Source organism: Pseudomonas sp. RIT357 (assembly GCF_000632245.1).
GTDB lineage: Bacteria > Pseudomonadota > Gammaproteobacteria > Pseudomonadales > Pseudomonadaceae > Aquipseudomonas > Aquipseudomonas sivasensis.
Genome location: NZ_JFYX01000015.1, coordinates 20,658 through 42,055 on the forward strand (window position 1 = coordinate 20,658; position 21,398 = coordinate 42,055).

22 protein-coding genes, 4 tRNA genes and 1 riboswitch are annotated in these 21,398 nt (G+C 57.8%); of the genes, 18 read left to right on the forward strand and 8 right to left on the reverse strand.

The window, feature by feature from the left end:
• The first annotated feature begins 105 nt into the window (after positions 1 to 105).
• Genes astB through astE form a run of 3 tightly spaced genes read left to right on the forward strand, consistent with a single transcriptional unit; the run spans position 106 to position 2,783 of the window.
• Positions 106 to 1,452 (forward strand): N-succinylarginine dihydrolase, encoded by a 1,347-nt coding sequence (gene astB / locus BW43_RS14955; protein ID WP_032886756.1) that lies wholly within the window; start codon positions 106 to 108, stop codon positions 1,450 to 1,452.
• Between the two features lie 24 nt (positions 1,453 to 1,476).
• Positions 1,477 to 1,767, forward strand: a complete 291-nt coding sequence (locus BW43_RS14950; protein ID WP_003214319.1) for a hypothetical protein — start codon at positions 1,477 to 1,479, stop codon at positions 1,765 to 1,767.
• Between the two features lie 11 nt (positions 1,768 to 1,778).
• Entirely contained in the window at positions 1,779 to 2,783 is a 1,005-nt protein-coding gene (gene astE / locus BW43_RS14945) for a succinylglutamate desuccinylase (RefSeq protein ID WP_032886757.1), read from the forward strand.
• 133 nt (positions 2,784 to 2,916) lie between these two features.
• Here astE and BW43_RS14940 read toward each other — a convergent pair whose 3' ends face one another.
• Positions 2,917 to 3,426: a 6,7-dimethyl-8-ribityllumazine synthase gene (locus BW43_RS14940; protein WP_032886758.1), complete on the reverse strand. Its 510-nt coding sequence runs from the start codon at positions 3,424 to 3,426 to the stop codon at positions 2,917 to 2,919.
• Positions 3,427 to 3,523: 97 nt separating this feature from the next.
• A riboswitch (FMN riboswitch) is annotated at positions 3,524 to 3,693 on the reverse strand.
• A gap of 191 nt (positions 3,694 to 3,884) precedes the next feature.
• On the opposite strand from BW43_RS14940, the gene ltaE reads away from it, so the two are divergent.
• The 8 genes from ltaE (at position 3,885) to mgtE (ending at position 11,625) form a co-directional block, all read left to right on the forward strand.
• Positions 3,885 to 4,889: a low-specificity L-threonine aldolase gene (gene ltaE / locus BW43_RS14935; RefSeq protein ID WP_032886759.1), complete on the forward strand. Its 1,005-nt coding sequence runs from the start codon at positions 3,885 to 3,887 to the stop codon at positions 4,887 to 4,889.
• Between the two features lie 146 nt (positions 4,890 to 5,035).
• Positions 5,036 to 7,654, forward strand: coding sequence for an alanine--tRNA ligase (gene alaS, locus BW43_RS14930; protein WP_032886760.1), 2,619 nt, complete (start codon positions 5,036 to 5,038; stop codon positions 7,652 to 7,654).
• Positions 7,655 to 7,750: 96 nt separating this feature from the next.
• Positions 7,751 to 8,992 (forward strand): aspartate kinase, encoded by a 1,242-nt coding sequence (locus tag BW43_RS14925; RefSeq protein ID WP_032886761.1) that lies wholly within the window; start codon positions 7,751 to 7,753, stop codon positions 8,990 to 8,992.
• Between the two features lie 175 nt (positions 8,993 to 9,167).
• The gene (gene csrA, locus BW43_RS14920) at positions 9,168 to 9,356 is read left to right on the forward strand and encodes a carbon storage regulator CsrA (protein WP_003175645.1); all 189 of its coding nucleotides are present in this window, start codon (positions 9,168 to 9,170) and stop codon (positions 9,354 to 9,356) included.
• 62 nt (positions 9,357 to 9,418) lie between these two features.
• A tRNA-Ser gene (locus BW43_RS14915) sits at positions 9,419 to 9,509 on the forward strand.
• A gap of 108 nt (positions 9,510 to 9,617) precedes the next feature.
• Positions 9,618 to 9,694 (forward strand) — tRNA-Arg (locus BW43_RS14910).
• Between the two features lie 72 nt (positions 9,695 to 9,766).
• A tRNA-Arg gene (locus BW43_RS14905) sits at positions 9,767 to 9,843 on the forward strand.
• Between the two features lie 339 nt (positions 9,844 to 10,182).
• A complete protein-coding gene (gene mgtE / locus BW43_RS14900; protein ID WP_032886762.1) occupies positions 10,183 to 11,625 on the forward strand; it encodes a magnesium transporter in 1,443 nt (480 codons plus the stop codon).
• A 108-nt stretch (positions 11,626 to 11,733) separates the two neighbouring features.
• On the opposite strand, the gene BW43_RS14895 is transcribed toward mgtE, so the two are convergent.
• The 3 genes from BW43_RS14895 to BW43_RS14885 form a co-directional block, all read right to left on the reverse strand.
• On the reverse strand, positions 11,734 to 12,060 hold the full coding sequence (locus BW43_RS14895; protein ID WP_003175643.1) for an Arc family DNA-binding protein: 327 nt from the start codon (positions 12,058 to 12,060) through the stop codon (positions 11,734 to 11,736).
• Positions 12,061 to 12,449: 389 nt separating this feature from the next.
• Positions 12,450 to 12,629: a PA3371 family protein gene (locus BW43_RS14890; protein ID WP_032886763.1), complete on the reverse strand. Its 180-nt coding sequence runs from the start codon at positions 12,627 to 12,629 to the stop codon at positions 12,450 to 12,452.
• An 11-nt stretch (positions 12,630 to 12,640) separates the two neighbouring features.
• Positions 12,641 to 12,868, reverse strand: coding sequence for a hypothetical protein (locus BW43_RS14885; protein ID WP_032886764.1), 228 nt, complete (start codon positions 12,866 to 12,868; stop codon positions 12,641 to 12,643).
• A 326-nt stretch (positions 12,869 to 13,194) separates the two neighbouring features.
• Between BW43_RS14885 and BW43_RS14880 the strand changes: the two genes are divergently transcribed.
• Together BW43_RS14880 and BW43_RS14875 are read left to right on the forward strand one after the other, a co-directional pair.
• Positions 13,195 to 13,271 (forward strand) — tRNA-Arg (locus tag BW43_RS14880).
• A gap of 277 nt (positions 13,272 to 13,548) precedes the next feature.
• Positions 13,549 to 14,943: an MFS transporter gene (locus BW43_RS14875; protein ID WP_032886765.1), complete on the forward strand. Its 1,395-nt coding sequence runs from the start codon at positions 13,549 to 13,551 to the stop codon at positions 14,941 to 14,943.
• Between the two features lie 60 nt (positions 14,944 to 15,003).
• Here BW43_RS14875 and BW43_RS14870 read toward each other — a convergent pair whose 3' ends face one another.
• The 4 genes from BW43_RS14870 to flgA all read right to left on the reverse strand — a co-directional run bounded on the left by BW43_RS14870 (position 15,004) and on the right by flgA (position 17,592).
• On the reverse strand, positions 15,004 to 15,753 hold the full coding sequence (locus BW43_RS14870) for a flagellar brake protein (RefSeq protein WP_032886767.1): 750 nt from the start codon (positions 15,751 to 15,753) through the stop codon (positions 15,004 to 15,006).
• A 96-nt stretch (positions 15,754 to 15,849) separates the two neighbouring features.
• Positions 15,850 to 16,320, reverse strand: coding sequence for a flagella synthesis protein FlgN (locus BW43_RS14865; protein WP_032886768.1), 471 nt, complete (start codon positions 16,318 to 16,320; stop codon positions 15,850 to 15,852).
• Between the two features lie 48 nt (positions 16,321 to 16,368).
• Positions 16,369 to 16,686, reverse strand: a complete 318-nt coding sequence (gene flgM, locus BW43_RS14860) for a flagellar biosynthesis anti-sigma factor FlgM (RefSeq protein ID WP_032886769.1) — start codon at positions 16,684 to 16,686, stop codon at positions 16,369 to 16,371.
• A 141-nt stretch (positions 16,687 to 16,827) separates the two neighbouring features.
• Positions 16,828 to 17,592, reverse strand: a complete 765-nt coding sequence (gene flgA, locus BW43_RS14855; RefSeq protein ID WP_032886771.1) for a flagellar basal body P-ring formation chaperone FlgA — start codon at positions 17,590 to 17,592, stop codon at positions 16,828 to 16,830.
• 80 nt (positions 17,593 to 17,672) lie between these two features.
• Between flgA and BW43_RS14850 the strand changes: the two genes are divergently transcribed.
• The 5 genes from BW43_RS14850 to flgD all read left to right on the forward strand — a co-directional run bounded on the left by BW43_RS14850 (position 17,673) and on the right by flgD (position 21,380).
• The gene (locus BW43_RS14850) at positions 17,673 to 18,605 is read left to right on the forward strand and encodes a chemotaxis protein CheV (protein WP_032886773.1); all 933 of its coding nucleotides are present in this window, start codon (positions 17,673 to 17,675) and stop codon (positions 18,603 to 18,605) included.
• Between the two features lie 44 nt (positions 18,606 to 18,649).
• Complete coding sequence (gene cheR / locus BW43_RS14845) at positions 18,650 to 19,477, forward strand: protein-glutamate O-methyltransferase CheR (RefSeq protein ID WP_032886774.1); 828 nt, start codon at positions 18,650 to 18,652, stop codon at positions 19,475 to 19,477.
• A gap of 312 nt (positions 19,478 to 19,789) precedes the next feature.
• Positions 19,790 to 20,197 carry a flagellar basal body rod protein FlgB gene (gene flgB / locus BW43_RS14840; RefSeq protein ID WP_032886775.1) on the forward strand — a complete coding sequence of 136 codons (408 nt, stop codon included), beginning with the start codon at positions 19,790 to 19,792 and terminating at the stop codon, positions 20,195 to 20,197.
• Positions 20,198 to 20,200: 3 nt separating this feature from the next.
• Positions 20,201 to 20,644, forward strand: a complete 444-nt coding sequence (flgC, locus tag BW43_RS14835; protein ID WP_032886776.1) for a flagellar basal body rod protein FlgC — start codon at positions 20,201 to 20,203, stop codon at positions 20,642 to 20,644.
• Positions 20,645 to 20,660: 16 nt separating this feature from the next.
• Positions 20,661 to 21,380 (forward strand): flagellar hook assembly protein FlgD, encoded by a 720-nt coding sequence (gene flgD, locus BW43_RS14830; protein ID WP_032886778.1) that lies wholly within the window; start codon positions 20,661 to 20,663, stop codon positions 21,378 to 21,380.
• Positions 21,381 to 21,398: the final 18 nt, after the last annotated feature.

Below are 21,398 nucleotides of genomic sequence, written 5' to 3' on the forward strand. Positions count from 1 at the left end.
TGACTGATCCACCGCTATCGGGGGCAAGCCCCCTCCCACAGGGGTTCAGTGGTGTATTCAAGTAATTCGATGCCTATAAAAACAGATGTTCGTGGAGCCTCGCCGATGAAATCCTATGAAGTCAATTTTGACGGTCTAGTGGGGCCGACCCATAACTACGGCGGTTTGTCCTTCGGCAACGTCGCGTCCCAGAGCAACAGCCAGCAGCATTCCAACCCCAAGGAAGCAGCGTTGCAGGGCCTGCAAAAAATGAAAGCCCTGATGGACATGGGCTTTGTGCAAGGCGTACTCGCGCCCCAAGAGCGCCCGGACGTGGCCGCCTTGCGCAGCCTTGGCTTCAGCGGGACCGATGCCCAGGTGATCCAGCAGGCGGCCAAGCAGGCCATGCCGTTGTTGGTCGCCAGTTGCTCTGCGTCGAGCATGTGGGTGGCCAACGCCGCCACGGTCAGCCCGAGCGCCGACACGGCGGATGGTCGCGTGCATTTCACCGCCGCCAACCTCAACTGCAAGTACCACCGCAGCATTGAACACCCGACCACCAGCCGCGTGCTGGGCGCGATGTTTGCTGACCAGAAACACTTTGCCCATCACGCCGCATTGCCGGCGGTGGCGCAGTTCGGCGACGAAGGCGCGGCCAACCACACGCGTTTTTGCCGTGAATATGGCGAGGCGGGGGTAGAGTTTTTTGTGTTCGGCCGCAGCGCGTTCGATCCCCGTTACCCGGCCCCCCAGAAATACCCGGCACGCCAGACCCTCGAAGCCTCCCAGGCCGTCGCCCGTCTGCACGGTTTGAAAGACGACGGCGTGGTCTACGCCCAGCAGAACCCGGCCGTGATTGATGCGGGTGTGTTCCACAACGACGTGATCGCGGTGGGCAACGGCGAAGTGCTGTTCTATCACGAGGATGCGTTCCTCAATACCGAACAGATGCTCGCCGAACTGCAAGGAAAGTTGGGCAAAGTGGGCGGTAACTTCCAGTCGGTGTGCGTGCCGCGCGCCCAGGTCAGCGTCGAGGACGCAGTGCGTTCCTACCTGTTCAACAGCCAGTTGCTGACCCGACTTGACGGCTCGATGCTGTTGATCGTGCCAGAAGAGTGCCGCGCCAATGAGCGCGTGTGGCATTACCTGCAAAGCCTGACCGCTGCGGGTGGGCTGATCCGCGAAGTGAAGGTCTTCGACCTCAAGCAGAGCATGCAGAACGGCGGCGGCCCGGCGTGCCTGCGCTTGCGCGTGGCGCTGAACGAAACGGAACTGGCGGCGGTGAATCCAGGGGTTATCATGACCGCGCCCTTGTACGACACGCTGACCCAATGGGTCGACAAACACTACCGCGACAGCCTGCGTGAAACCGACCTGGCTGACCCGCAGTTGCTGCTTGAGTGCCGGACGGCACTGGATGAACTGACGCAAATCCTTAAACTGGGCTCGGTTTATCCTTTCCAGATCAATTAACGCCGCACGGCTGAGAACTATTTTATGACCACCGACACCCTGAAGCTGATCCTTGAAGACACCGACGGCACCCAGCTGGAAACCTCCTGCACCCGCGTCGCCGTGGTCTGGCAGGGCAAGGAAATCTGGATCCAGCACGACGGCCGTGGCCAACTGCTGATCGGTGTGGACGTCGAAGAAGGCGATGCCGAATACGCCAACCTGCTGATGCGCCCACTGGCCACCAACCTGATGAGCCTGCAGCTGGAAATGGAACCGGCCGACGTTGAAGGTGATGACGACGATCACGTCCACGGCCCAGGCTGCAACCACTAAGGAAGCTGCGTATGCTCGCCCTCGGCAAATTGCTTGAACTGACCCTCGCCGGTCGTGAACCGGCGCAAAAAATTCAATCGACTGTCGACGGCGTGCAGATGCGCTGGCTCAGCGAGGGCGCGCTTGAAGTGCGTCCTCCTGAAGCACGGGACAATGGCAGCGACCTGCTGCTGTCGTCCGGCATCCATGGCAACGAAACCGCGCCGATCGAACTGCTCGACCGCTTGTTGCATGGCATCGCCCGTGGGGAGATCAAACCCCGCACTCGTATTTTGTTCCTATTCGGCAACCCCGAGGCGATGCGCCGCGGCGAGCGTTACCTCGAACTGGACGTCAACCGGCTGTTCAACGGCCGTCACGAAAAAAACATCGGCCCCGAAGCCATGCGCGCCGCCGAGCTTGAACAACTGGCCCGTAGCTTCTTCAGCCAGCCTGGCCGTTCGCGCCTGCATTACGATTTGCACACCGCCATTCGCGGCTCGAAGATTGAGCAGTTTGCCCTGTACCCCTGGAAAGACGGGCGCCAGCATTCGCGTCGCGAACTGGCGCGTTTGAACGCTGCCGGCATGGAAGCGGTGCTACTGCAGAACAAGACGTCGATCACCTTCACGGCGTTTACCTACGAGCAACTGGACGCCGAAGCTTTCACCCTGGAACTGGGCAAGGCGCGGCCATTCGGGCAGAACCAAGGGGTGAATGTTTCCCGCCTGGAGCTGCGCCTCAAACAGATCATCGAAGGCACGGAGCCTGAGACTGACAGCCTGGACGGGTTGAAACTGTTCGCCGTATCGCGTGAAGTCATCAAGCACAGTGATGCTTTCCTGCTGCACTTGCCGGCTGACGTGGAAAACTTTTCGGAATTGGAAAAGGGTTATCTGCTGGCCGAAGATGTGGCCAAGACGCGTTGGGTGATCGAGGAGGAGGGCGCACGCATCATCTTTCCCAACCCTAAGGTGAAGAATGGTTTGCGGGCAGGGATATTGATTGTGCCGACCACGGACGCTGGCCTGGCATAGGTCTCAAGGCGTAACCGGATGCAAATGTGGGAGGGGGCTTGCCCCCGATGGCGGTGTCTCAGCTACAGATGAGCTGAATGACACACTGCTATCGGGGGCAAGCCCCCTCCCACATTTTGTTTTGCAGTGTTGCTTAGACCGCTACCGCCCGTGGCTCGCTACGACGGATCGCCCGTACTTTGTGCAGGGTGTCGGCGCACGTGCGTGCAGCTTCCTGGCCCTTGTGCACAAAGTGATCATGGAAGAACGCGTGGTGCTCGCTGCCCGCGTGGAAGTGATGCGGCGTCAGCGATACCGAGAACACCGGCACTTCAGTTTCCAGCTGCACCTGCATCAGGCCGCTGACCACCGATTGGGCGACGAATTCGTGACGGTAGATGCCACCGTCCACCACCAGCGCGGCGGCAACGATACCGGCGTAACGACCGGTCTTGGCCAGTAGCTTGGCGTGCAGGGGCATTTCAAAGGCGCCGCCGACTTCGAAGAAATCGATGTCCGATTCCTGGTAGCCCTGGGCGATCATTTCGGCGAGGAAGCCTTTACGGGATTGGTCGACAATATCCTTGTGCCAGCAGGCTTGGATAAACGCGACGCGCTCGCCGTAGTGGTTTTTGCTTTTGCTGTCGATAGCGGTGGGTTGCATGTTCTGACTCCTGTTTAAGAAAAAAACAGGGCGTTATGAATCGAATGGGATTTAAGGGTACGCATGCGTCAATAGGCGCGCGGCCCTTAGGTCTCAATCCCGTTCTCTCTTCATCCGGACTATGACCGTCGGCCCCGGGATCACACCGGGTCTGCTGACCTTGTCGCCGTCCCGCGTGAGCAGTTCGAGGCGCCAAGCGCTCGCGGGCTATACACATTGCGTGTAATTACCGCCGGTGGGGAATTACACCCCGCCCTGAGAACGTTGCCACCAGAACCCTGGCGGCGGGGAGATTTTTAACATGGTTTTTCAAAAACTGCACGGACGCCGTATCGATAACCTATATCGGTTTGTTTGGTTGGTATTCGATTGAATGCAAACGGGGCTTGATATTCCGGGGCTTTGCCCGCAGTAATCGTCGATAAAAGGACGTACTCAACCTGTTAGAGGCCTGTTTCATGACCGTGATTGACCTGCGCAGCGATACCGTGACCCAACCCACCCCCGGCATGCTGGACGCGATGGCCACTGCCGTCAGCGGCGATGACGTCTACGGTGAAGACCCCAGCGTCAATCTGCTGGAAGCTGAATTGGCCAAGCGTCTTGGGTTTGCTGCGGCGTTGTTCGTGCCCACCGGCACCATGAGCAATCTGCTGGCGTTGATGGCTCATTGTGAGCGCGGCGAGGAATATATCGTCGGCCAGCAGGCCCACACCTACAAATATGAAGGCGGTGGTGCAGCAGTGTTGGGTTCGATCCAGCCGCAGCCGCTGGAAGTGCAGGCGGATGGCTCCCTGGATTTGAACCATGTACGGGACGCGATCAAGCCGGACGATTTCCACTTCGCCCGCACCCGCTTGCTGGCTCTGGAAAACACCATGCAAGGCAAAGTGCTGCCCTTGGAATACCTGGCCAAGGCGCGGGCGTTTACCCGTGAACATGGCTTGGCCCTCCATTTGGATGGCGCGCGAATCTATAACGCGGCGGTCAAGCTTGGGGTGGATGCGCGGGAGATCGCCCAGCATTTCGATTCGGTGTCGGTGTGCCTGTCCAAGGGGCTAGGTGCCCCCATCGGCTCGGTGCTGTGCGGCTCTACGATGTTGATCGCCAAGGCCCGGCGTTTGCGCAAGATGGTCGGTGGCGGTATGCGCCAGGCCGGTTCCCTGGCTGCGGCGGGGCTGTATGCCTTGGATCATCAGGTGCAACGCCTGGCTGATGACCACGCCAACGCTCAGTGGCTGGGCGAAGAGCTGCGCAAAGCGGGGTATGAGGTCGAGCCGGTGCAGACCAACATGGTCTACGTGCAGATCGGCGATCAGGCCCAGGCCTTGAAGGCCTTTGCTGCCGAACGCGGGATCAAGTTGAGCGCCGCGCCACGCCTTCGTATGGTCACTCATCTGGATGTCAGTCGGGCGCAGATTGAGCAGGTGCTTGCGACATTCGTCGAATTTTCGCGCAAATGATCGTGCAGACCGTCTAATTGAGCGTTTCTATCGCATAAACACGCTGTACCCCCGGCAAAGGGCCGATATAATGCGGCCTTTTGCCGTCGCTCCGTCTGATGATGTTGCGCACTGGCCTTTGGCCGCAGCCTCCGTGGAAGAACCTAATGAAAAGCGCAGAAATCCGTGAAGCCTTCCTTCGCTTCTTCGAAGAGCAAGGTCACACCCGTGTCGCCTCCAGCTCTTTGATCCCAGGCAATGACCCAACCCTGCTGTTCACTAACGCGGGGATGAACCAGTTCAAGGACTGCTTCCTGGGCCAGGAAAAGCGCGCCTACACCCGCGCCACCAGCAGCCAGAAGTGCGTACGTGCCGGCGGCAAGAACAGTGACCTGGAAAACGTCGGCTATACCGCCCGTCACCACACGTTCTTCGAAATGCTGGGTAACTTCAGCTTCGGTGACTATTTCAAAAAAGATGCGATTACCTTCGCCTGGACCTTCCTGACCGGCGTGCTGAAGCTGCCAAAGGAAAAACTCTGGGTCACCGTCTACGCGACGGACGATGAAGCGTATGACATCTGGACCCAACAAATCGGTGTGCCTGCCGAGCGCATGATTCGCATCGGCGACAACAAGGGCGCGCCTTACGCCTCCGACAACTTCTGGACGATGGGCGATACCGGCCCATGTGGCCCTTGCACCGAGATCTTCTACGATCACGGCGCCGACATCTGGGGTGGCCCGCCGGGCTCGCCGGAAGAAGACGGCGACCGTTACATCGAGATCTGGAACAACGTATTCATGCAGTTCAACCGCACCGCCGATGGCGTGTTGCATCCGCTGCCGGCGCCGTCGGTGGACACCGGCATGGGCCTGGAGCGGATCAGTGCGGTGATGCAGCACGTTCACTCCAACTATGAAATCGACCTGTTCACCAACCTGCTGAGCGCGTCGGCGGCGGCCATTGGTTGCGCCAATGAGGGCCAGTCTTCGCTCAAGGTTGTGTCGGACCATATTCGTTCCTGCGGCTTCCTGATTGCCGACGGTGTGCTGCCGTCCAACGAAGGCCGTGGCTATGTGCTGCGCCGCATCATTCGTCGAGCCTGCCGCCACGGTAACAAGTTGGGCGCCACCGGCAGCTTCTTCTACAAAATCGTTGCCGCCTTGGTGGCCGAGATGGGCGAAGCGTTTCCAGAACTCAAGCAGCAGCAGGGCAACATCGAGCGCGTGCTCAAGGCTGAAGAGGAGCAGTTCACCAAGACGTTGGAGCACGGTCTGAAGATCCTGGAACAGGACCTGGCTGAGCTCAAAGGCACCGTGGTGCCGGGCGATGTGGTGTTCAAGCTTTACGATACCTATGGCTTCCCGATGGACCTGACCGCTGACATCGCCCGTGAGCGCGAGCTGACCATTGATGAAGCCGGCTTCGAGCGTGAGATGGAAGCCCAGCGCGTACGTGCTCGCTCCGCCAGCTCCTTTGGCCTGGACTACAACACCCTGGTCAAAGTTGATGTGCCTACCGAGTTCACTGGCTACAAGGCGACCCTTGGCTCGGCCAAGATCGTTGCCCTCTATAAAGATGGCAAGTCGGTCGACGTTCTAAATGAAGGCGACGAAGCCGTTGTGGTCCTGGACCAGACGCCGTTCTACGCCGAGTCGGGCGGCCAGATCGGTGACTGTGGTTTCCTGAGCTCGACATCGGGTCGTTTTGAAGTGCGTGACACCACCAAGACCGGCGGTGCGTTCCTGCATCACGGCGTGTTGGTGCTGGGCAACTTGACGGTCGGCGCGCCAGTGGACACGCAGGTCGATGCCGAAGTACGGCATGCAACCGCCTTGAACCACTCGGCCACTCACTTGCTGCACGCTGCATTGCGTCAGGTGCTGGGTGAGCACGTCCAACAGAAGGGTTCGTTGGTCGATAGCCAGCGTCTGCGTTTCGACTTCAGCCACTTCGAAGCGATTAAACCGGAGCAGATCAAGGCCCTGGAAGATATCGTCAATGCACAAGTGCGCAAGAACACCCCGGTTGAAACCGAGGAAACCGATATCGAGACCGCCAAGGCCAAGGGCGCCATGGCACTGTTCGGCGAGAAGTACGGCGACAACGTGCGCGTACTGAGCATGGGCGGCGACTTCTCGGTGGAACTGTGTGGTGGTATCCACGCCAACCGCACGGGCGACATTGGCCTGCTGAAGATCATCAGTGAAGGCGGTGTGGCCTCCGGTGTGCGACGTATCGAGGCGGTGACTGGCGCTGCGGCCCTGGCCTACCTCAATGCGGCCGAAGAACAACTCAAGGAAGCGGCCAGCCTGGTCAAGGGCAGCCGCGACAACCTGATCGACAAGCTGTCCGCCGTGCTGGAGCGCAACCGTGCTCTGGAAAAACAGCTGGAGCAGTTGCAGGCCAAGGCAGCCAGTGCGGCGGGCGACGATCTGTCGTCTTCTGCGGTGGACGTCAAGGACGTGAAAGTCCTGGCGGCGCGCCTGGATGGTCAGGATGGTAAGGCGCTGTTGGCCCTGGTCGATCAGTTGAAGAACAAGCTCGGCCGCGCAGTGATCCTGCTCGGCGGTGTCCATGAGGATAAGGTCGTTCTGGTTGCCGGTGTAACCAAAGACCTGACTGGCCAACTCAAGGCCGGTGATTTGATGAAGCAAGCCGCCGCGGCGGTGGGCGGGAAGGGCGGTGGTCGTCCGGACATGGCGCAAGGCGGTGGTGTCGATGCCGGTGCTCTGGATGCGGCCCTGGCCCTGACCGTGCCGTTTGTCGAGGCAGGTATTTAAGGCGCTGTTAACTGGCCCGTGGTCTAGTCGCGGGCTTGTTCGGTGCTGGTTGATTGGATATTTAGGCGCCCCTTTACGGGCTGAGGCGGCTTAGAAATGGCTTTGATCGTACAGAAATTTGGAGGCACCTCGGTCGGCTCTGTCGAAAGAATCGAGCAGGTTGCCGACAAGGTTAAGAAATTCCGCGATGCTGGCGACGACCTGGTGGTGGTGCTGTCGGCCATGAGCGGCGAGACCAATCGCTTGATCGAGCTGGCCAAGGCAATCAGTGGCGACCAGCAACCGCTCCCGCGTGAGCTGGACGTGATCGTCTCTACGGGTGAGCAGGTGACCATCGCCTTGCTGGCCATGGCCCTGAACAAGCGTGGCGTTCCTGCGGTGTCCTACACGGGCAGCCAGGTGCGTATCCTCACCGACAGTGCGCACACCAAGGCGCGCATTCTGCAGATCGATGATCAGAAAATTCGCACTGATCTGAAAGCTGGTCGCGTGGTAGTTGTAGCGGGCTTCCAGGGTGTGGATGAACACGGCAACATCACCACCCTCGGGCGTGGTGGTTCGGACACTACCGGCGTGGCTCTGGCGGCAGCTCTCAAGGCTGATGAGTGCCAGATCTACACCGATGTGGATGGCGTCTACACCACTGACCCGCGTGTCGTTTCCGTGGCCCAGCGTCTGGACAAGATCACCTTCGAAGAGATGCTGGAAATGGCCAGCCTCGGTTCCAAGGTTTTGCAGATCCGCGCGGTGGAGTTCGCCGGCAAGTACAACGTTCCGCTGCGCGTATTGCACAGCTTCAAAGAGGGTCCGGGCACCCTCATTACTATTGATGAAGAGGAATCCATGGAACAGCCGATCATTTCCGGCATCGCTTTCAACCGCGATGAAGCCAAGCTGACGATCCGTGGCGTGCCAGACACCCCGGGCGTGGCCTTCAAGATTCTGGGCCCGATCAGTGATGCGAATGTTGAAGTCGACATGATCGTGCAGAACGTCTCGCACGATAACACCACCGATTTCACGTTCACTGTGCACCGCAACGAGTACGATGCGGCATTGAAAATCCTGGAGAACACCGCGAGCGAGATTGGCGCCCGTGAAGTGGTCGGCGATATCAAGATTGCCAAGGTGTCGATCGTGGGTGTGGGCATGCGTTCCCATGCCGGCGTTGCCAGCCGCATGTTTGGGGCTCTGGCCAAGGAAAGCATCAATATCCAGATGATCTCCACGTCTGAAATCAAAGTCTCGGTAGTGATCGAAGAGAAGTACCTGGAGCTTGCTGTGCGCGCGCTGCATACCGCGTTTGAGCTAGACGCTCCGGCCCGACAGGGCGAGTGATGTAGTGCCAGGAAGGCGCGGTCTACCGCGCCTTTCCTTTTTTTGTAGGGCGCATGGTCTTTTGTGTGCGCTCGACAATACTTAGGTCGTTAGGGCTATGACTCTCGGGTCGTAGGTCGAACGCCTTTTTTTTGCAGACTGTTGTTCCTGAAATGAAATGCGTGAGGAGAAAGGTATGCTGATTCTGACTCGTCGGTGCGCAGAAAGCCTGATTATCGGTGATGGCGAAATCACCGTGACCGTGCTCGGCGTCAAAGGCAATCAAGTACGTATCGGGGTTAATGCTCCGAAAGAGGTAGCGGTCCACCGCGAGGAAATCTACCTGCGGATCAAGAAAGAGAAGGACGAAGAACCAAGCCTTTAATTTTTATCGTTTTTTATGTTTGCAAACGGGGAGGAACGTGGTTAATATACGCCCCGTGTTGCGGAGAGCTGGCCGAGTGGCCGAAGGCGCTCCCCTGCTAAGGGAGTACACCTCAAAAGGGTGTCGGGGGTTCGAATCCCCCGTTCTCCGCCATTATTTGCTTAGTACGTTGCAATCTGGTTTTTTCGGTAAGTTGTTGAAAATTAACGAAAAAATAGCTTTACATAGAGATTGAACGGCCTATAATGCGCGGCAACAAATGCACTCGTAGCTCAGCTGGATAGAGTACTCGGCTACGAACCGAGCGGTCACAGGTTCGAATCCTGTCGAGTGCACCATTTAAGAGTTAGTTGCAGTAATGCGGTTAACTTGGCTTCAACCAGTTGTGATCTGGTCTAAAAACACAATCTGCACTCGTAGCTCAGCTGGATAGAGTACTCGGCTACGAACCGAGCGGTCACAGGTTCGAATCCTGTCGAGTGCACCATACAAACAAAAAGCCCGCCTAGTGCGGGCTTTTTGCCGTCTGGGGTTTGTGTCGGACTTTATCTTTTTCTCCTTCCTTGTGTGTTTTCCCTTCGCGCCGTGGCGTCGCAGTTCTAAGATGCAGCCAATACTCAGCTTTGGCTCGCAAGCGCTTGTTCTTTCCAGTTTTTTGACATTTAAGATGGTCGGTCGGTGTATCATTGCGCCCGTCAGCCCCGCCGGGGCTTGTGGAATACCTCCATGGACTTACCCAGTAGTTACTCAGTACCCCGCTTTACCAATCATGAATTGACTGATTGATCCTTCCGGCGTGCCCCGCTGCTGGGAGTGGAGTTCGCCTATGACCGAAGTAGAAGTAAAGAAAACACAAGAAAGCCTGCAAGATCGCTTGGCTCAAGTCATTGAGCTGCTGCAGCGCCAGCGCGTGGTCGAAGACCTTACGCATCGTCAGGAAGGTCCAAACCACGACCGCGTCGAAAACCTGGTTCACCGGCAAAACCTCGTCGAATTGCAGCGCAAGCTCGATGATCTGCACTCCGCCGACGTTGCCTACATTCTCGAAGCCTTGCCGCTCGATGATCGACTGACCCTCTGGCAGTTGGTCAAGGCCGACCGCGACGGCGACATCCTGCTCGAAGTATCCGATTCTGTTCGTGAAACCCTGATCGCCGACATGGACGATCACGAGCTCCTGGCTGCGGCCAGGGAAATGGACGCCGACGAACTGGCTGACCTGGCCCCTGAGCTGCCCCGTGATGTTGTCCATGAGCTGATGGAGGCACTCGACGGCCAACAGCGTGAGCGCGTGCGCTCCGCGTTGTCCTATGACGAGGACCAGGTCGGCGCGCTGATGGACTTCGAGATGGTCACCATCCGAGAGGATGTCAGCCTTGAAGTGGTGTTGCGTTACCTGCGTCGTTTGAAAGAGCTGCCGAGTCATACCGACAAACTGTTCGTGGTTGACTACGAAGGCATTCTCAAGGGCGTGCTGCCGATCAAGCGGCTGCTGGTCAACGATCCTGAAAAAAGGGTTGCTGACCTGATGGCTAGCGATACCGTCAGTTTTCATCCGGACGAAGACGCCTACGACGCGGCGCAGGCTTTTGAGCGCTACGACTTGATCTCGGCGCCCGTGGTCGACAAGAACGGCAAGCTGATCGGCCGTCTGACCATCGACGAAATCGTCGACCTTATTCGTGAAGAGAGTGAAACCGAAGTCCTCAACATGGCGGGTTTGCGTGAAGAGGAAGATATTTTTGCGTCGGTCTGGCGTTCGCTGCATAACCGCTGGGCCTGGCTGGCGGTGAACCTGATCACGGCATTTATAGCCTCTCGTGTGATTGGGCTTTTTGAGGGGTCTATCGAAAAACTGGTGGCTTTGGCTGCGTTGATGCCGATTGTGGCAGGTATTGGCGGTAACTCCGGTAATCAGACCATTACTATGATCGTACGCGCCATGGCGCTGGATCAGGTGAGTACCGCCAACTCTTCCCGCCTGCTGCGCAAGGAGCTGGCAGTGGGTCTGATCAACGGCCTGGTATGGGGTGGTGTGATTGGTCTGGTGGCTTACTTGCTCTATGGCAGCTGGTCGCTGGGGGTGGTGATGACCGCCGCTATGACGCTCAACTTGCTCCTGGCAGCGCTAATGGGTGTGCTGATCCCCATGACCCTGGCGCGCCTCGGCCGAGATCCAGCCATGGGCGCCAGCGTGATGATCACCGCCATGACCGACAGTGGCGGCTTCTTTATCTTCCTGGGTCTGGCGACGATCTTCCTGCTCTGATCCCTTCCGACGGCGGGGGCAAATTTGCCCCCCCAGCCTCGCGTTATCTTTCTAAAATCCGGGCAAAAAAAAGCCAGCACATGGCTGGCCTCGGCTTTCAGTTGCAGATCAATTGGCTTCTGCGGCCGCCTCTACGTCGTGCGCGATAAGCGAGACGAGGGCATTTTGTTGGCGATGGGAGAGCTGACGAAAACGCTGCAGCAGTTCGCGTTCATGCAGTGACAGCTCAGGACTATCCAGGCGCATGCTCAACTCGTCACCTAGCGCACCTTCCTGAATAAGGCTCTGTTCCAGGCGCGCGATGATTTCGGAGTTCATGCTGCGGTGATGATTGCGAGCCACCTCGGCAATGCGTTCCCGCATTCCGTCTGGCAGACGTACGACGAACTTGTCAGCCGTACGGCTGGAATAAATTGCCTGTTTCAATGGGCGCATATATTTAACCGGTTAGTTCAGGGGAGCGGTTTTTGGAATTGGCCGCAAGCGATGAGAGTTAAGACAAGACTCACGACCAAAGTTCAACCCGAATTGCAAAGAGGCCGCATCATGCCTCAGATTTGCCAGTTCCTTGGCGTCAATTCTGTGACAAATATTGAACTGCCTAAAGGCTTTATGCCAGCACTGATTTGCATTTTTGCGGACTGGTTGGAAAACTTTTCTGCGAGAGGGGCGCTTGACGATCTTCCCGTAGAACGGGCCGCAACGGGGCATTCGGGCGGCACATCGTATAGCAAAGTGGCCTTTTGCCCCTGTCTTTAAGACTAGTGGCAATTTGCCGATTTACTAGGGCGAGGCGACATAAGGTAGGACGAAGGGGGAGGGGGTCAGCGCAAAACCGGGTCGAATTTGATGCGGCGACCCATAACAAGGGTCAGCAGTAGAATGCAGGCGCAGACACCGCTCGCAATCAGTGCGTTGAGTTGAGTGTCCTGGGACTCGGCACCCAAGCCGTAGATGCCAGTGACAGTGGTCAGGCACAGAAAAAGCCAGGCAGTTTTGGTCATGAGCGGTTACCTTAAAAAACCCAGTGTTCGGAGGCCGGGGCGGCCTGAGTGCCTTGAGTCAAGCGTACCGGGGATTGCGCGTTCGGCGTCATGACTGCCAGCTGCGGGCGTTGTTGCAAGTGGTGCGGAACAGCCTGGCTGATCTGTGCTGGGTCATTATCGCCCGCCGACTGAAAATGGAATGTGACCAGCGTAGCCAGAGCGATGGCGTTAAGGGTTAACAAAAGGGCACTGTTCATGGTCATGTTCTCCGCTTAACGCCGTGGCTGAAGGGGTGGTATGGGAGAAGTATTGCAGGTGTCGTGCCAATCTATTAGTTCAATAAAATCAATGGTTTAGGTATTTATAAAGATGTCAAAGGCTTGCAATTTGCAATGCTGGCATTTTGGGGTAGTGCATTTTGCACGATTGGCCTGAGTGCCCGTATTTGCGGGTCGAAACCGCAACCTCCGGGGCGCGGATCCTCCTACACTCAAAAAGCCCACGGACGACATGACAAAACCTAACTCGGCCGTTAACATGCACGCCGTCCGTCGCAATGCCCTTGGCCCGACGGCTGTCATTTGTCCCAGTAGCTCAATTGGATAGAGCATCCCCCTCCTAAGGGGAAGGTTGGCCGTTCGAACCGGCCCTGGGACACCAGTTCCAAAGCCCCGCACAGACTATTCTGGGCGGGGCTTTTTTGTGCGTGCTCGGTCTTTTCAAACAACAATCGAACCTTGCCGCCGATCAATGTTCACAGCAGGTGCTGTCGGGTATTTTTCGCGATGGTGTACCTCTTACGACGCCCCGTGTCGTCTGAGCTGTTCAAGCAAATTAATCCCCGGAAACAGCTCATACCGCCTGTCCGGAACCGGCCACCCAGGACTATCATGCCGATAGCCCTGTCTCTCACTGCAAGGAGCCGCTCGGAACGCCGATGCGTCAGATCTGGAAATCTTTTCGAGCCCTTTATTTCGCGTCCTTGATGATGCTGATCGGCTCTGGCCTGCTCAGTACCTACCTGGCCTTGCGTCTGGCGGCCGACCATGTCGACAGCCTATGGGTGGGTGCGCTGATGGCGGCCAACTACTTTGGCCTGGTTTTGGGCGGCAAGATCGGGCACCGCTTGATTGCGAGAGTCGGGCACATCCGTGCCTATGCCACCTGCGCCGGTATCGTCGGCGCGGCGGTGCTGGGCCATGGCCTGATCGACTGGTTGCCGGCCTGGATCGTGCTGCGGATGATCGTCGGCCTCGGAATGATGTGCCAGTACATGGTCATCGAGAGCTGGCTCAATGAGCAGGCGGATGCCAAGCAGAGGGGCGTGGTATTCAGCGGCTATATGATCGCGTCCTACCTTGGGCTGGTGCTGGGTCAATTGATCCTGGTCATGCATCCCCAGCTTGGCCTTGAGTTGCTGATGCTGGTGGCGCTGTGCTTTGCCCTGTGCCTGGTGCCGGTGGCCATGACTCGACGTATTCACCCGGCGGCCTTACACCCCGCGCCGATGGAGCCGCGTTTCTTTATCAAGCGCGTGCCCCAGTCGCTGAGTACAGTGTTGGGTGCGGGGCTGATTGTCGGTTCGTTTTACGGTTTGGCGCCGCTTTATGCGTCCCAGCAGGGGCTCACGACGGAGCAAGTCGGCCTGTTCATGGGTAGCTGTATTTTTGCCGGGCTGCTGGTGCAGTGGCCTCTGGGCTGGTTGTCGGATCGTTATGATAGGGCGCTGTTGATTCGTTGTTTTGCCTTGTGCCTGGCGGTAGCGGCCTTGCCGCTGGCGATCATGACTCAGGTGCCGCTGGAAGTGCTGTTTGTCGCGGGCTTCCTGTGTTCGCTGGTGCAGTTCTGTCTGTACCCGCTGGCGGTGGCGTTTTCCAATGACCATGTGGAAGGCGACCGTCGAGTATCGCTGACTGCCATGCTGCTGGTGACTTATGGCGTTGGTGCGAGTATCGGGCCGTTGCTGGCAGGCGTGATCATGAAGATGTTCGGCAGCCAAATGCTGTATGCCTTCTTCAGCCTGTGTGCGTTGATCCTGGTATGGCGCATCCGGCCGAAGGCGGTGACCAATTTGCATCAGGTGGAGGATGCCCCCCTGCATCACGTGGCGATGCCCGACAGCATGTCGAGTTCGCCGCTGGTGGCCGCGCTTGATCCACGGGTCGATGAGCAGGTGGTGCAGGAGCAGATGCAGAATGTCCCTGATCCTAATCCTGAGCCTGAGCCGGAAACTGATCCCCTGGCGCCAGTAGATGAGCCAGCCTTTGTCGGGCCGCCGGAACCTCTGGGGCCGGAAGAGCATCCGCATGACTTGAGCAGGGCGCGCCCCTGAAAGTAAAAACGGGCAGATCCCCAAAGGATCTGCCCGTTTTTTTGCCGCGATCTTTAATGATTAAAAATCGTCGTCCTTGTCGAAGCGCCGCGCTTCTCGCTGCAGTTGATACACAAAACGTTCGACTTGGCGCTGCACCAGGCCACTCATGTTGTGGAAGCGCACGCCAGCAAAGGTGGTGTTTATCTTCTCTTCGAAGTGCAGGTAACGCAGCTCGACCGAAGTGGTCATGCTGCCAAACGGCAGGGCGGCGATAAAGCGGTCGTAGACCTGGCCCAGTTGCAAGCGTTCGGAGATGTCGCCTTCAAAGCGCAGTTTGCAGCCGGTGGCGGAGATATCGAGCAATTTGCCGTTGACCGGCGCCTTGAGTTTTTCGCCGCCGAGCTCGATGTTCACCAGTTGTGCCAGCTTCAGCGCGGCGCGAAATGCATTGCGGCGCTGATGGTAGACCACCTCGTCCGGCAGGCTGCCGGTGTAGATACGGTGGCCATCTTTTTCGCTGATTTTGAGGTTGCCGGTGCTTTCCCAGGCGACGCGCACGCCGTCGTGGAAGCCTTCGATACGGAAGGGTTCGCCGTTTTCGAGGTGGCGTTCGCCATCACGGGGAATCATTTCGTCCAGCGCCAGCGTGCTGCTGTCACGGTTAACGTCCACCAGATAGCTCTGGAAGCGCTGGCTGCGCTCATGGAAGGTGATGATCAGCGGGTCATGGCTGTCTTGCAGCATCCGCAAGGTGCCTGCGATTTCCAGAGGCGTGGTGAGCACCTTGGGTGGCTGCGGCGCATCTTCCGCATTAAGGGCGTTGAACACGGTTCTTCCATCTCCAGACAAAATACGACTACACGCAAGAACCGGCATTTTGCCAGCATGTGGCGCGCCTTGGATAGGGCGCACAGTAAACTGGCGTCAGGCTTGGCTGCGGGTGCTTGGCTTGACCAGGCGCGAGGTTGATCCCTGGGCGTTATACAGTGCCGGCGGCTCTCCGCCGTGGAGTATGCGCAACTGGTTGGCGGTCGTGGCTTGCTGAAGCTGGATCGACTGACCGTTAAGCAGGTTGGCTTCCTGGCACTGGGCGAGCAATTGGTTGAGTTCTTTGCTCTGGCTCAAGAGCTGATCGCCGACCGAGGAGTGGCTGGCCAGCTGCGCCAAGCCGTCGTGGTCTGCCGGCAGGCCAAGGCTGATCAGGATCTGGCTGCGTTTTTTGCCGTGCTGTTCCAAGAGGACAATCAGCGACTGTTTGCGGGCCAGAATTTCTTCCAGCAACGGCATATCCCGGCCGTAAAGGGCCAGTGATTCCTCTCTTAGCAGCTCCAGCAATTGTTGCGTCGGCGCTAGATCATCAATGATCAGTTGCAGCAAATGTTCGTCGTGATGCATGGCTGGCCTTGGGTTTTAAGCGTCCAAAAGCCCTGCGCAGGCCTTTGCCTAGCGCTCGGCTTCGAAATTAAGCAGCTTGCTGGCTACACGGTTGCTGTCGACTTTATAGCTGCCATCGGCGATTGCCTGTTTCAATTCGGCCACACGGGCTTTATTGACCACGGGTTGATCGCGCAGCGAGTCAGTGACCTTCTGCAACTGTTGAGCCTCATTGCTCAGGTGTACGGATTCCCCGCTCTGGCTGGCCTGTTCTGCCTTGACGGGCAGCGCCGGGGCCTTGGCTTCTACGCTGTCCTTGGTGCTGGTGGTGCGCGTAGTGCCTGACGTCGTCGGGGCGTTATTCAAACGGCTGAAATCGATGACCATGATAAAAAAACCTCTGGGTATTTGGACGCTTGCCATGTTTTCGGCCATACCCGGACAAACTTTAGGCGCGAATGACAATAAATCTCCGCACGGGACTTCTCGTGCACAGTGTAGGAAAACCCAGCGTCCTGTACCAGTAATCTATAAAGCGACCTCGACTTGCCCTGGGGCTGTCACCCGCGCCTTGATCACGCGGTTGGAGTTGAGGTTCTTGACTCGAATCTGTTCGCTCATGCCGCCGTTGGACAGTGCTTCGCCAGGCATTTTCACATTCAATCCTCCGCTGCTCGCGGAAATCACCACCTGATCGCCCTTGCGAATGACCTCGGCCTGTTCCAGATGCACCAGCGTAATCACCTGATCGGTGACCACTGGTCGGGTCAATTTCTGCCCGATGGCCTGGTCCACTGATGTGAGATAGCCCTGGTTGATCAGGCTGATGTCGCGTTCACGCAGCACAACGTCTTCAAAACCAATGATGCCGGTGCGTTTCAGCGGTCGGGCCACCACCACTACATCGCGGAATAGCTTGACCTGTGCCGGCACAAACACCGTCCAGGGCGAGGCGCCATCGCAGCGCACCCGCACCGTCACGCGGCCGATAGGCTGAGCGGGGCTTTCCAGGGTCGCTGTCAATTCCTTGTCGCACATAGGCATGCGCAGGCGCGGGTCCAACTGGTTGACCTGGATTTCATAACGGCCCGGTGTCTGGGTGGTCGCCAGATAATCTTCTACAGTGAACTCAAGAAAGCCCTGAGTGACGCCGATAAGTAGATCAGGCAAGGTGACGTTATCTGCGCGGGCCGTGGCGCCGAGGCAGGAAGCAAGCAATGCCACCGAGGCGCAGAGCAATCTGCGGTACTGTGGGAATCGAAGGCGTCGGGAAACTGTCGTTTTAATATCCATGGCCAATAAATAGCAAAGCTCGTGCCGTTTAGTGTTGGGTGCGCGTCGCACCTTCAAGGTTTTAGCGTAGGAGTCTGGGCATGGCAGGAGTAATGGATTCAGTAAACCAGCGCACACAGCTGGTAGGGCAGAATCGCCTGGAGTTGTTGCTTTTTCGCCTGGATGGCAAACAGCTGTACGGCATCAATGTGTTCAAGGTGCGGGAAGTGCTGCAATGTCCCAAGCTGACGATCATGCCCAAGTCCAGCCCTGTGGTGTGTGGCGTAGCCAACATCCGTGGCGCGACCATCCCGATTCTTGACCTGGCCCTGGCCACCGGTTCGGCTGGCCTGCAGGACCGCGAGAACCCGTTCGTAATCATCACCGAGTACAACACCAAGACCCAGGGTTTCCTGGTTCGCTCGGTGGAGCGCATCGTCAACATGAACTGGGAAGAGATTCATCCGCCGCCCAAGGGCACTGGCCGCGACCACTACCTCACGGCAGTGACGCGGGTCGATAACCAGTTGGTGGAAATCATCGACGTGGAGAAGATCCTCGCCGAAGTTGCGCCGACCTCGGAATCGATTTCCGTGGGCGTGGTGGATGCCGAAACGGCGCATAAGGCGGTCTCGCTGCGTGTGCTCACGGTGGATGACTCCTCGGTGGCACGCAAGCAGGTGACCCGTTGCCTGCAAACCGTCGGCGTGGAAGTCGTGGCGCTTAATGATGGTCGCCAGGCGCTGGATTACCTGCGCAAGCTGGTGGATGAAGGCAAGAAACCGGAAGAAGAATTCTTGATGATGATCTCCGACATCGAGATGCCGGAAATGGACGGCTACACCCTCACGGCTGAGATACGCAGCGATCCACGCATGCAAAAATTGCATATCATCCTGCATACTTCGTTGTCGGGCGTATTCAATCAGGCGATGGTCAAGAAGGTCGGTGCCGATGACTTCCTGGCCAAATTCCGTCCTGATGACCTGGCATCCCGGGTAGTCGACCGGATCAAGGCAGCAGATCACAGCTAAGGGCTTGTTGCCCTGGCGGTCTTACGATTTTAGAGGCGGTATCAGTGTCTACGGGTAATTTGGATTTTGAACAGTTCCGGGTCTTCCTGGAAAAAGCCTGTGGCATATTGCTCGGTGAAAACAAGCAATACCTGGTATCCAGCCGTCTTAACAAACTGATGGAGCAGCAGGGCATCAAGTCCCTGGGCGAGTTGGTTCAACGGATCCAGGGGCAGCCGCGCAGTGGTCTCAAAGAAATGGTGGTCGATGCCATGACCACCAACGAAACCCTTTGGTTTCGTGATACCTACCCCTTTGAAGTGCTCAAGAGCAAAGTGCTGCCGGAGGCTATCAAGGCCAGCCCGGGCCAGCGTCTGCGTATCTGGTCGGCAGCCTGCTCCTCGGGGCAGGAACCGTACTCTATCTCGATGTCCATTGATGAGTTCGAACGGACAAACATGGGTCAGTTGAAGGCCGGGGCACAAATTGTTGCCACTGACCTGTCCGGCACCATGCTCACTAATTGCAAGACCGGCGAGTACGACAGCCTGGCTCTGGGACGTGGTTTGTCACAGGAACGCCTGCAACGTTACTTCGACCCGAAAGGGGCGGGGCGTTGGGCGATCAAGGCGCCAATCAAGAGCCGCGTTGAGTTCCGCTCGTTCAACCTGCTTGATAGCTACGCCAGCCTTGGCAAGTTCGACATGGTATTTTGCCGCAACGTGCTGATCTACTTTTCGGCCGAAGTGAAGAAAGACATCCTCTTGCGCATCCACGGCACCCTCAAGCGTGGCGGTTACTTGTTCCTCGGTGCTTCCGAGGCGCTCAATGGCCTGCCGGATCATTTCCAGATGGTGCAGTGCAGCCCTGGGATCATCTACCAGGCCAAGTAATAAAGCGTACGCGGTCAAGAATGTGGGAGGGGGCTTGCCCCCGATAACGGTGGTTCAGTTGATGCATCTATCACTGATACACCGCTATCGGGGGCAAGCCCCCTCCCACATTTTTTTTGTGCGGCAATCCTCAGGATAGCGGCAAGCCGGATTGCCGCTTTACTGGCGCTACGCGGAGACCCGTTGCCGCTTTTCTGGCATTGCCGCCGGCAATATCCCCGTAAACCCTTGATTCATGGGCTTTTCAGAAACTGGCATGCGCTTTGCTATAACCCAGTTAACGAACAGCAGGTCAGCCTAAAGGTTTCCGCCATGAGCATCAGCTTCGATAAAGCGCTCGGTATCCACGAAAAAGCCCTGGGCTTCCGCGCCCAGCGTGCTGAAGTCCTGGCCAACAACATTGCCAACGCCGATACCCCGAACTACAAGGCTCGGGACCTGGACTTCTCCGCCGTGCTTGCCGCACAGCAGGACAAGACCAAGAACGGCACCTTCGCCTTGAACATGACCAACAACCGTCATATCGAAGCACAAGGTCTGAGCAGTGGTGACGAGTCGCTGCTGTATCGCACGCCGATGCAGCCGTCGATCGACCAGAACACCGTCGACGCCCAGCTGGAGCAATCGGCCTACGCCGAGAACTCGGTGAACTTCCAAGCCAGCTTTACGCTGCTCAACAGCAAATTCAAAGGGCTGATGTCGGCCCTTCGTGGAGAGTAAGCCATGTCCCTGTCCAGTGTTTTCAATATTGCCGGTAGTGGCATGAGCGCCCAGACCACGCGTCTCAACACCGTCGCCAGTAACATCGCCAACGCCGAGACTGTGTCTTCGAGCATTGACCAGACCTACCGTGCGCGTCACCCGGTCTTCGCGACCATGTTCCAGGGCGGCCAGAACGGCGGCAGCGATTCGTTGTTCCAGGAGCAGGGCGCAGCAGGCTCTGGCGTGCAGGTGCTCGGCGTGGTCGAAGACCAGAGCAACCTCGAAGCCCGCTACGAGCCGAACCACCCGGCTGCGAACGAAAAAGGCTACGTGTACTACCCGAACGTCAACGTGGTCGAGGAAATGGCCGACATGATTTCCGCCAGCCGCTCGTTCCAGACCAATGCGGAAATGATGAACACCGCCAAAACCATGATGCAGAAGGTCCTGACCCTGGGTCAGTGATAAGGGGCGCCAAATAATGGCCATCGTTGATACGTCTACTAATTCGGCAGTCCAGGACCTTTTCAATTCCAAGGTCAGCACTGCAACAAACAATGTCGCGAGTACGGCTGCTGCTGCTACCGGCAATCAGTCGTTGGGTAAAGATGCATTCCTGCAGCTGCTCGTCACCCAGCTAAAAAACCAGGACCCGCTGTCGCCTCAGGACAACGGTGCATTTGTGGCCCAACTGGCCCAGTTCAGCAGCCTGGAAGGCATCAACACCCTCAACGACTCGGTGAATGCAATTTCCAGCAACTTCAGCTCCTCCCAGGCGCTGCAGGCTTCGTCGCTGGTTGGGCGTTCGATCATCACCCAGACCGACAAGGCCCTGGTGGATACGAGCAAGAGCATGAACGGTTCGGTAGCTGTGACTGCAGCCACCGGCAACGTCGCCATCAAGATCACAGACAAAGATGGCAACTTGGTGCGCACCATTGATATGGGTGCCCAGAGCGCCGGCACTGCGAGCTTCATCTGGGATGGCAAGAACGATGCGGGTGAGGTGGCTCCAGCGGGCACCTACACCTTCGCGGCCACGACCAAGAATGACGCGGGCGATTCAGTGGCCCTGGCCACTTCGTTGCCGGCAACGGTGACCAGCGTGACTTTGAGCAAGACCGGTGGCGAGATGCTGCTGAACCTTGCGGGTGGCATGGGCAGCGTCAAGCTGTCGCAAATTCAGACTATCGGTACATAGAGCCGGCTAACTACGGCA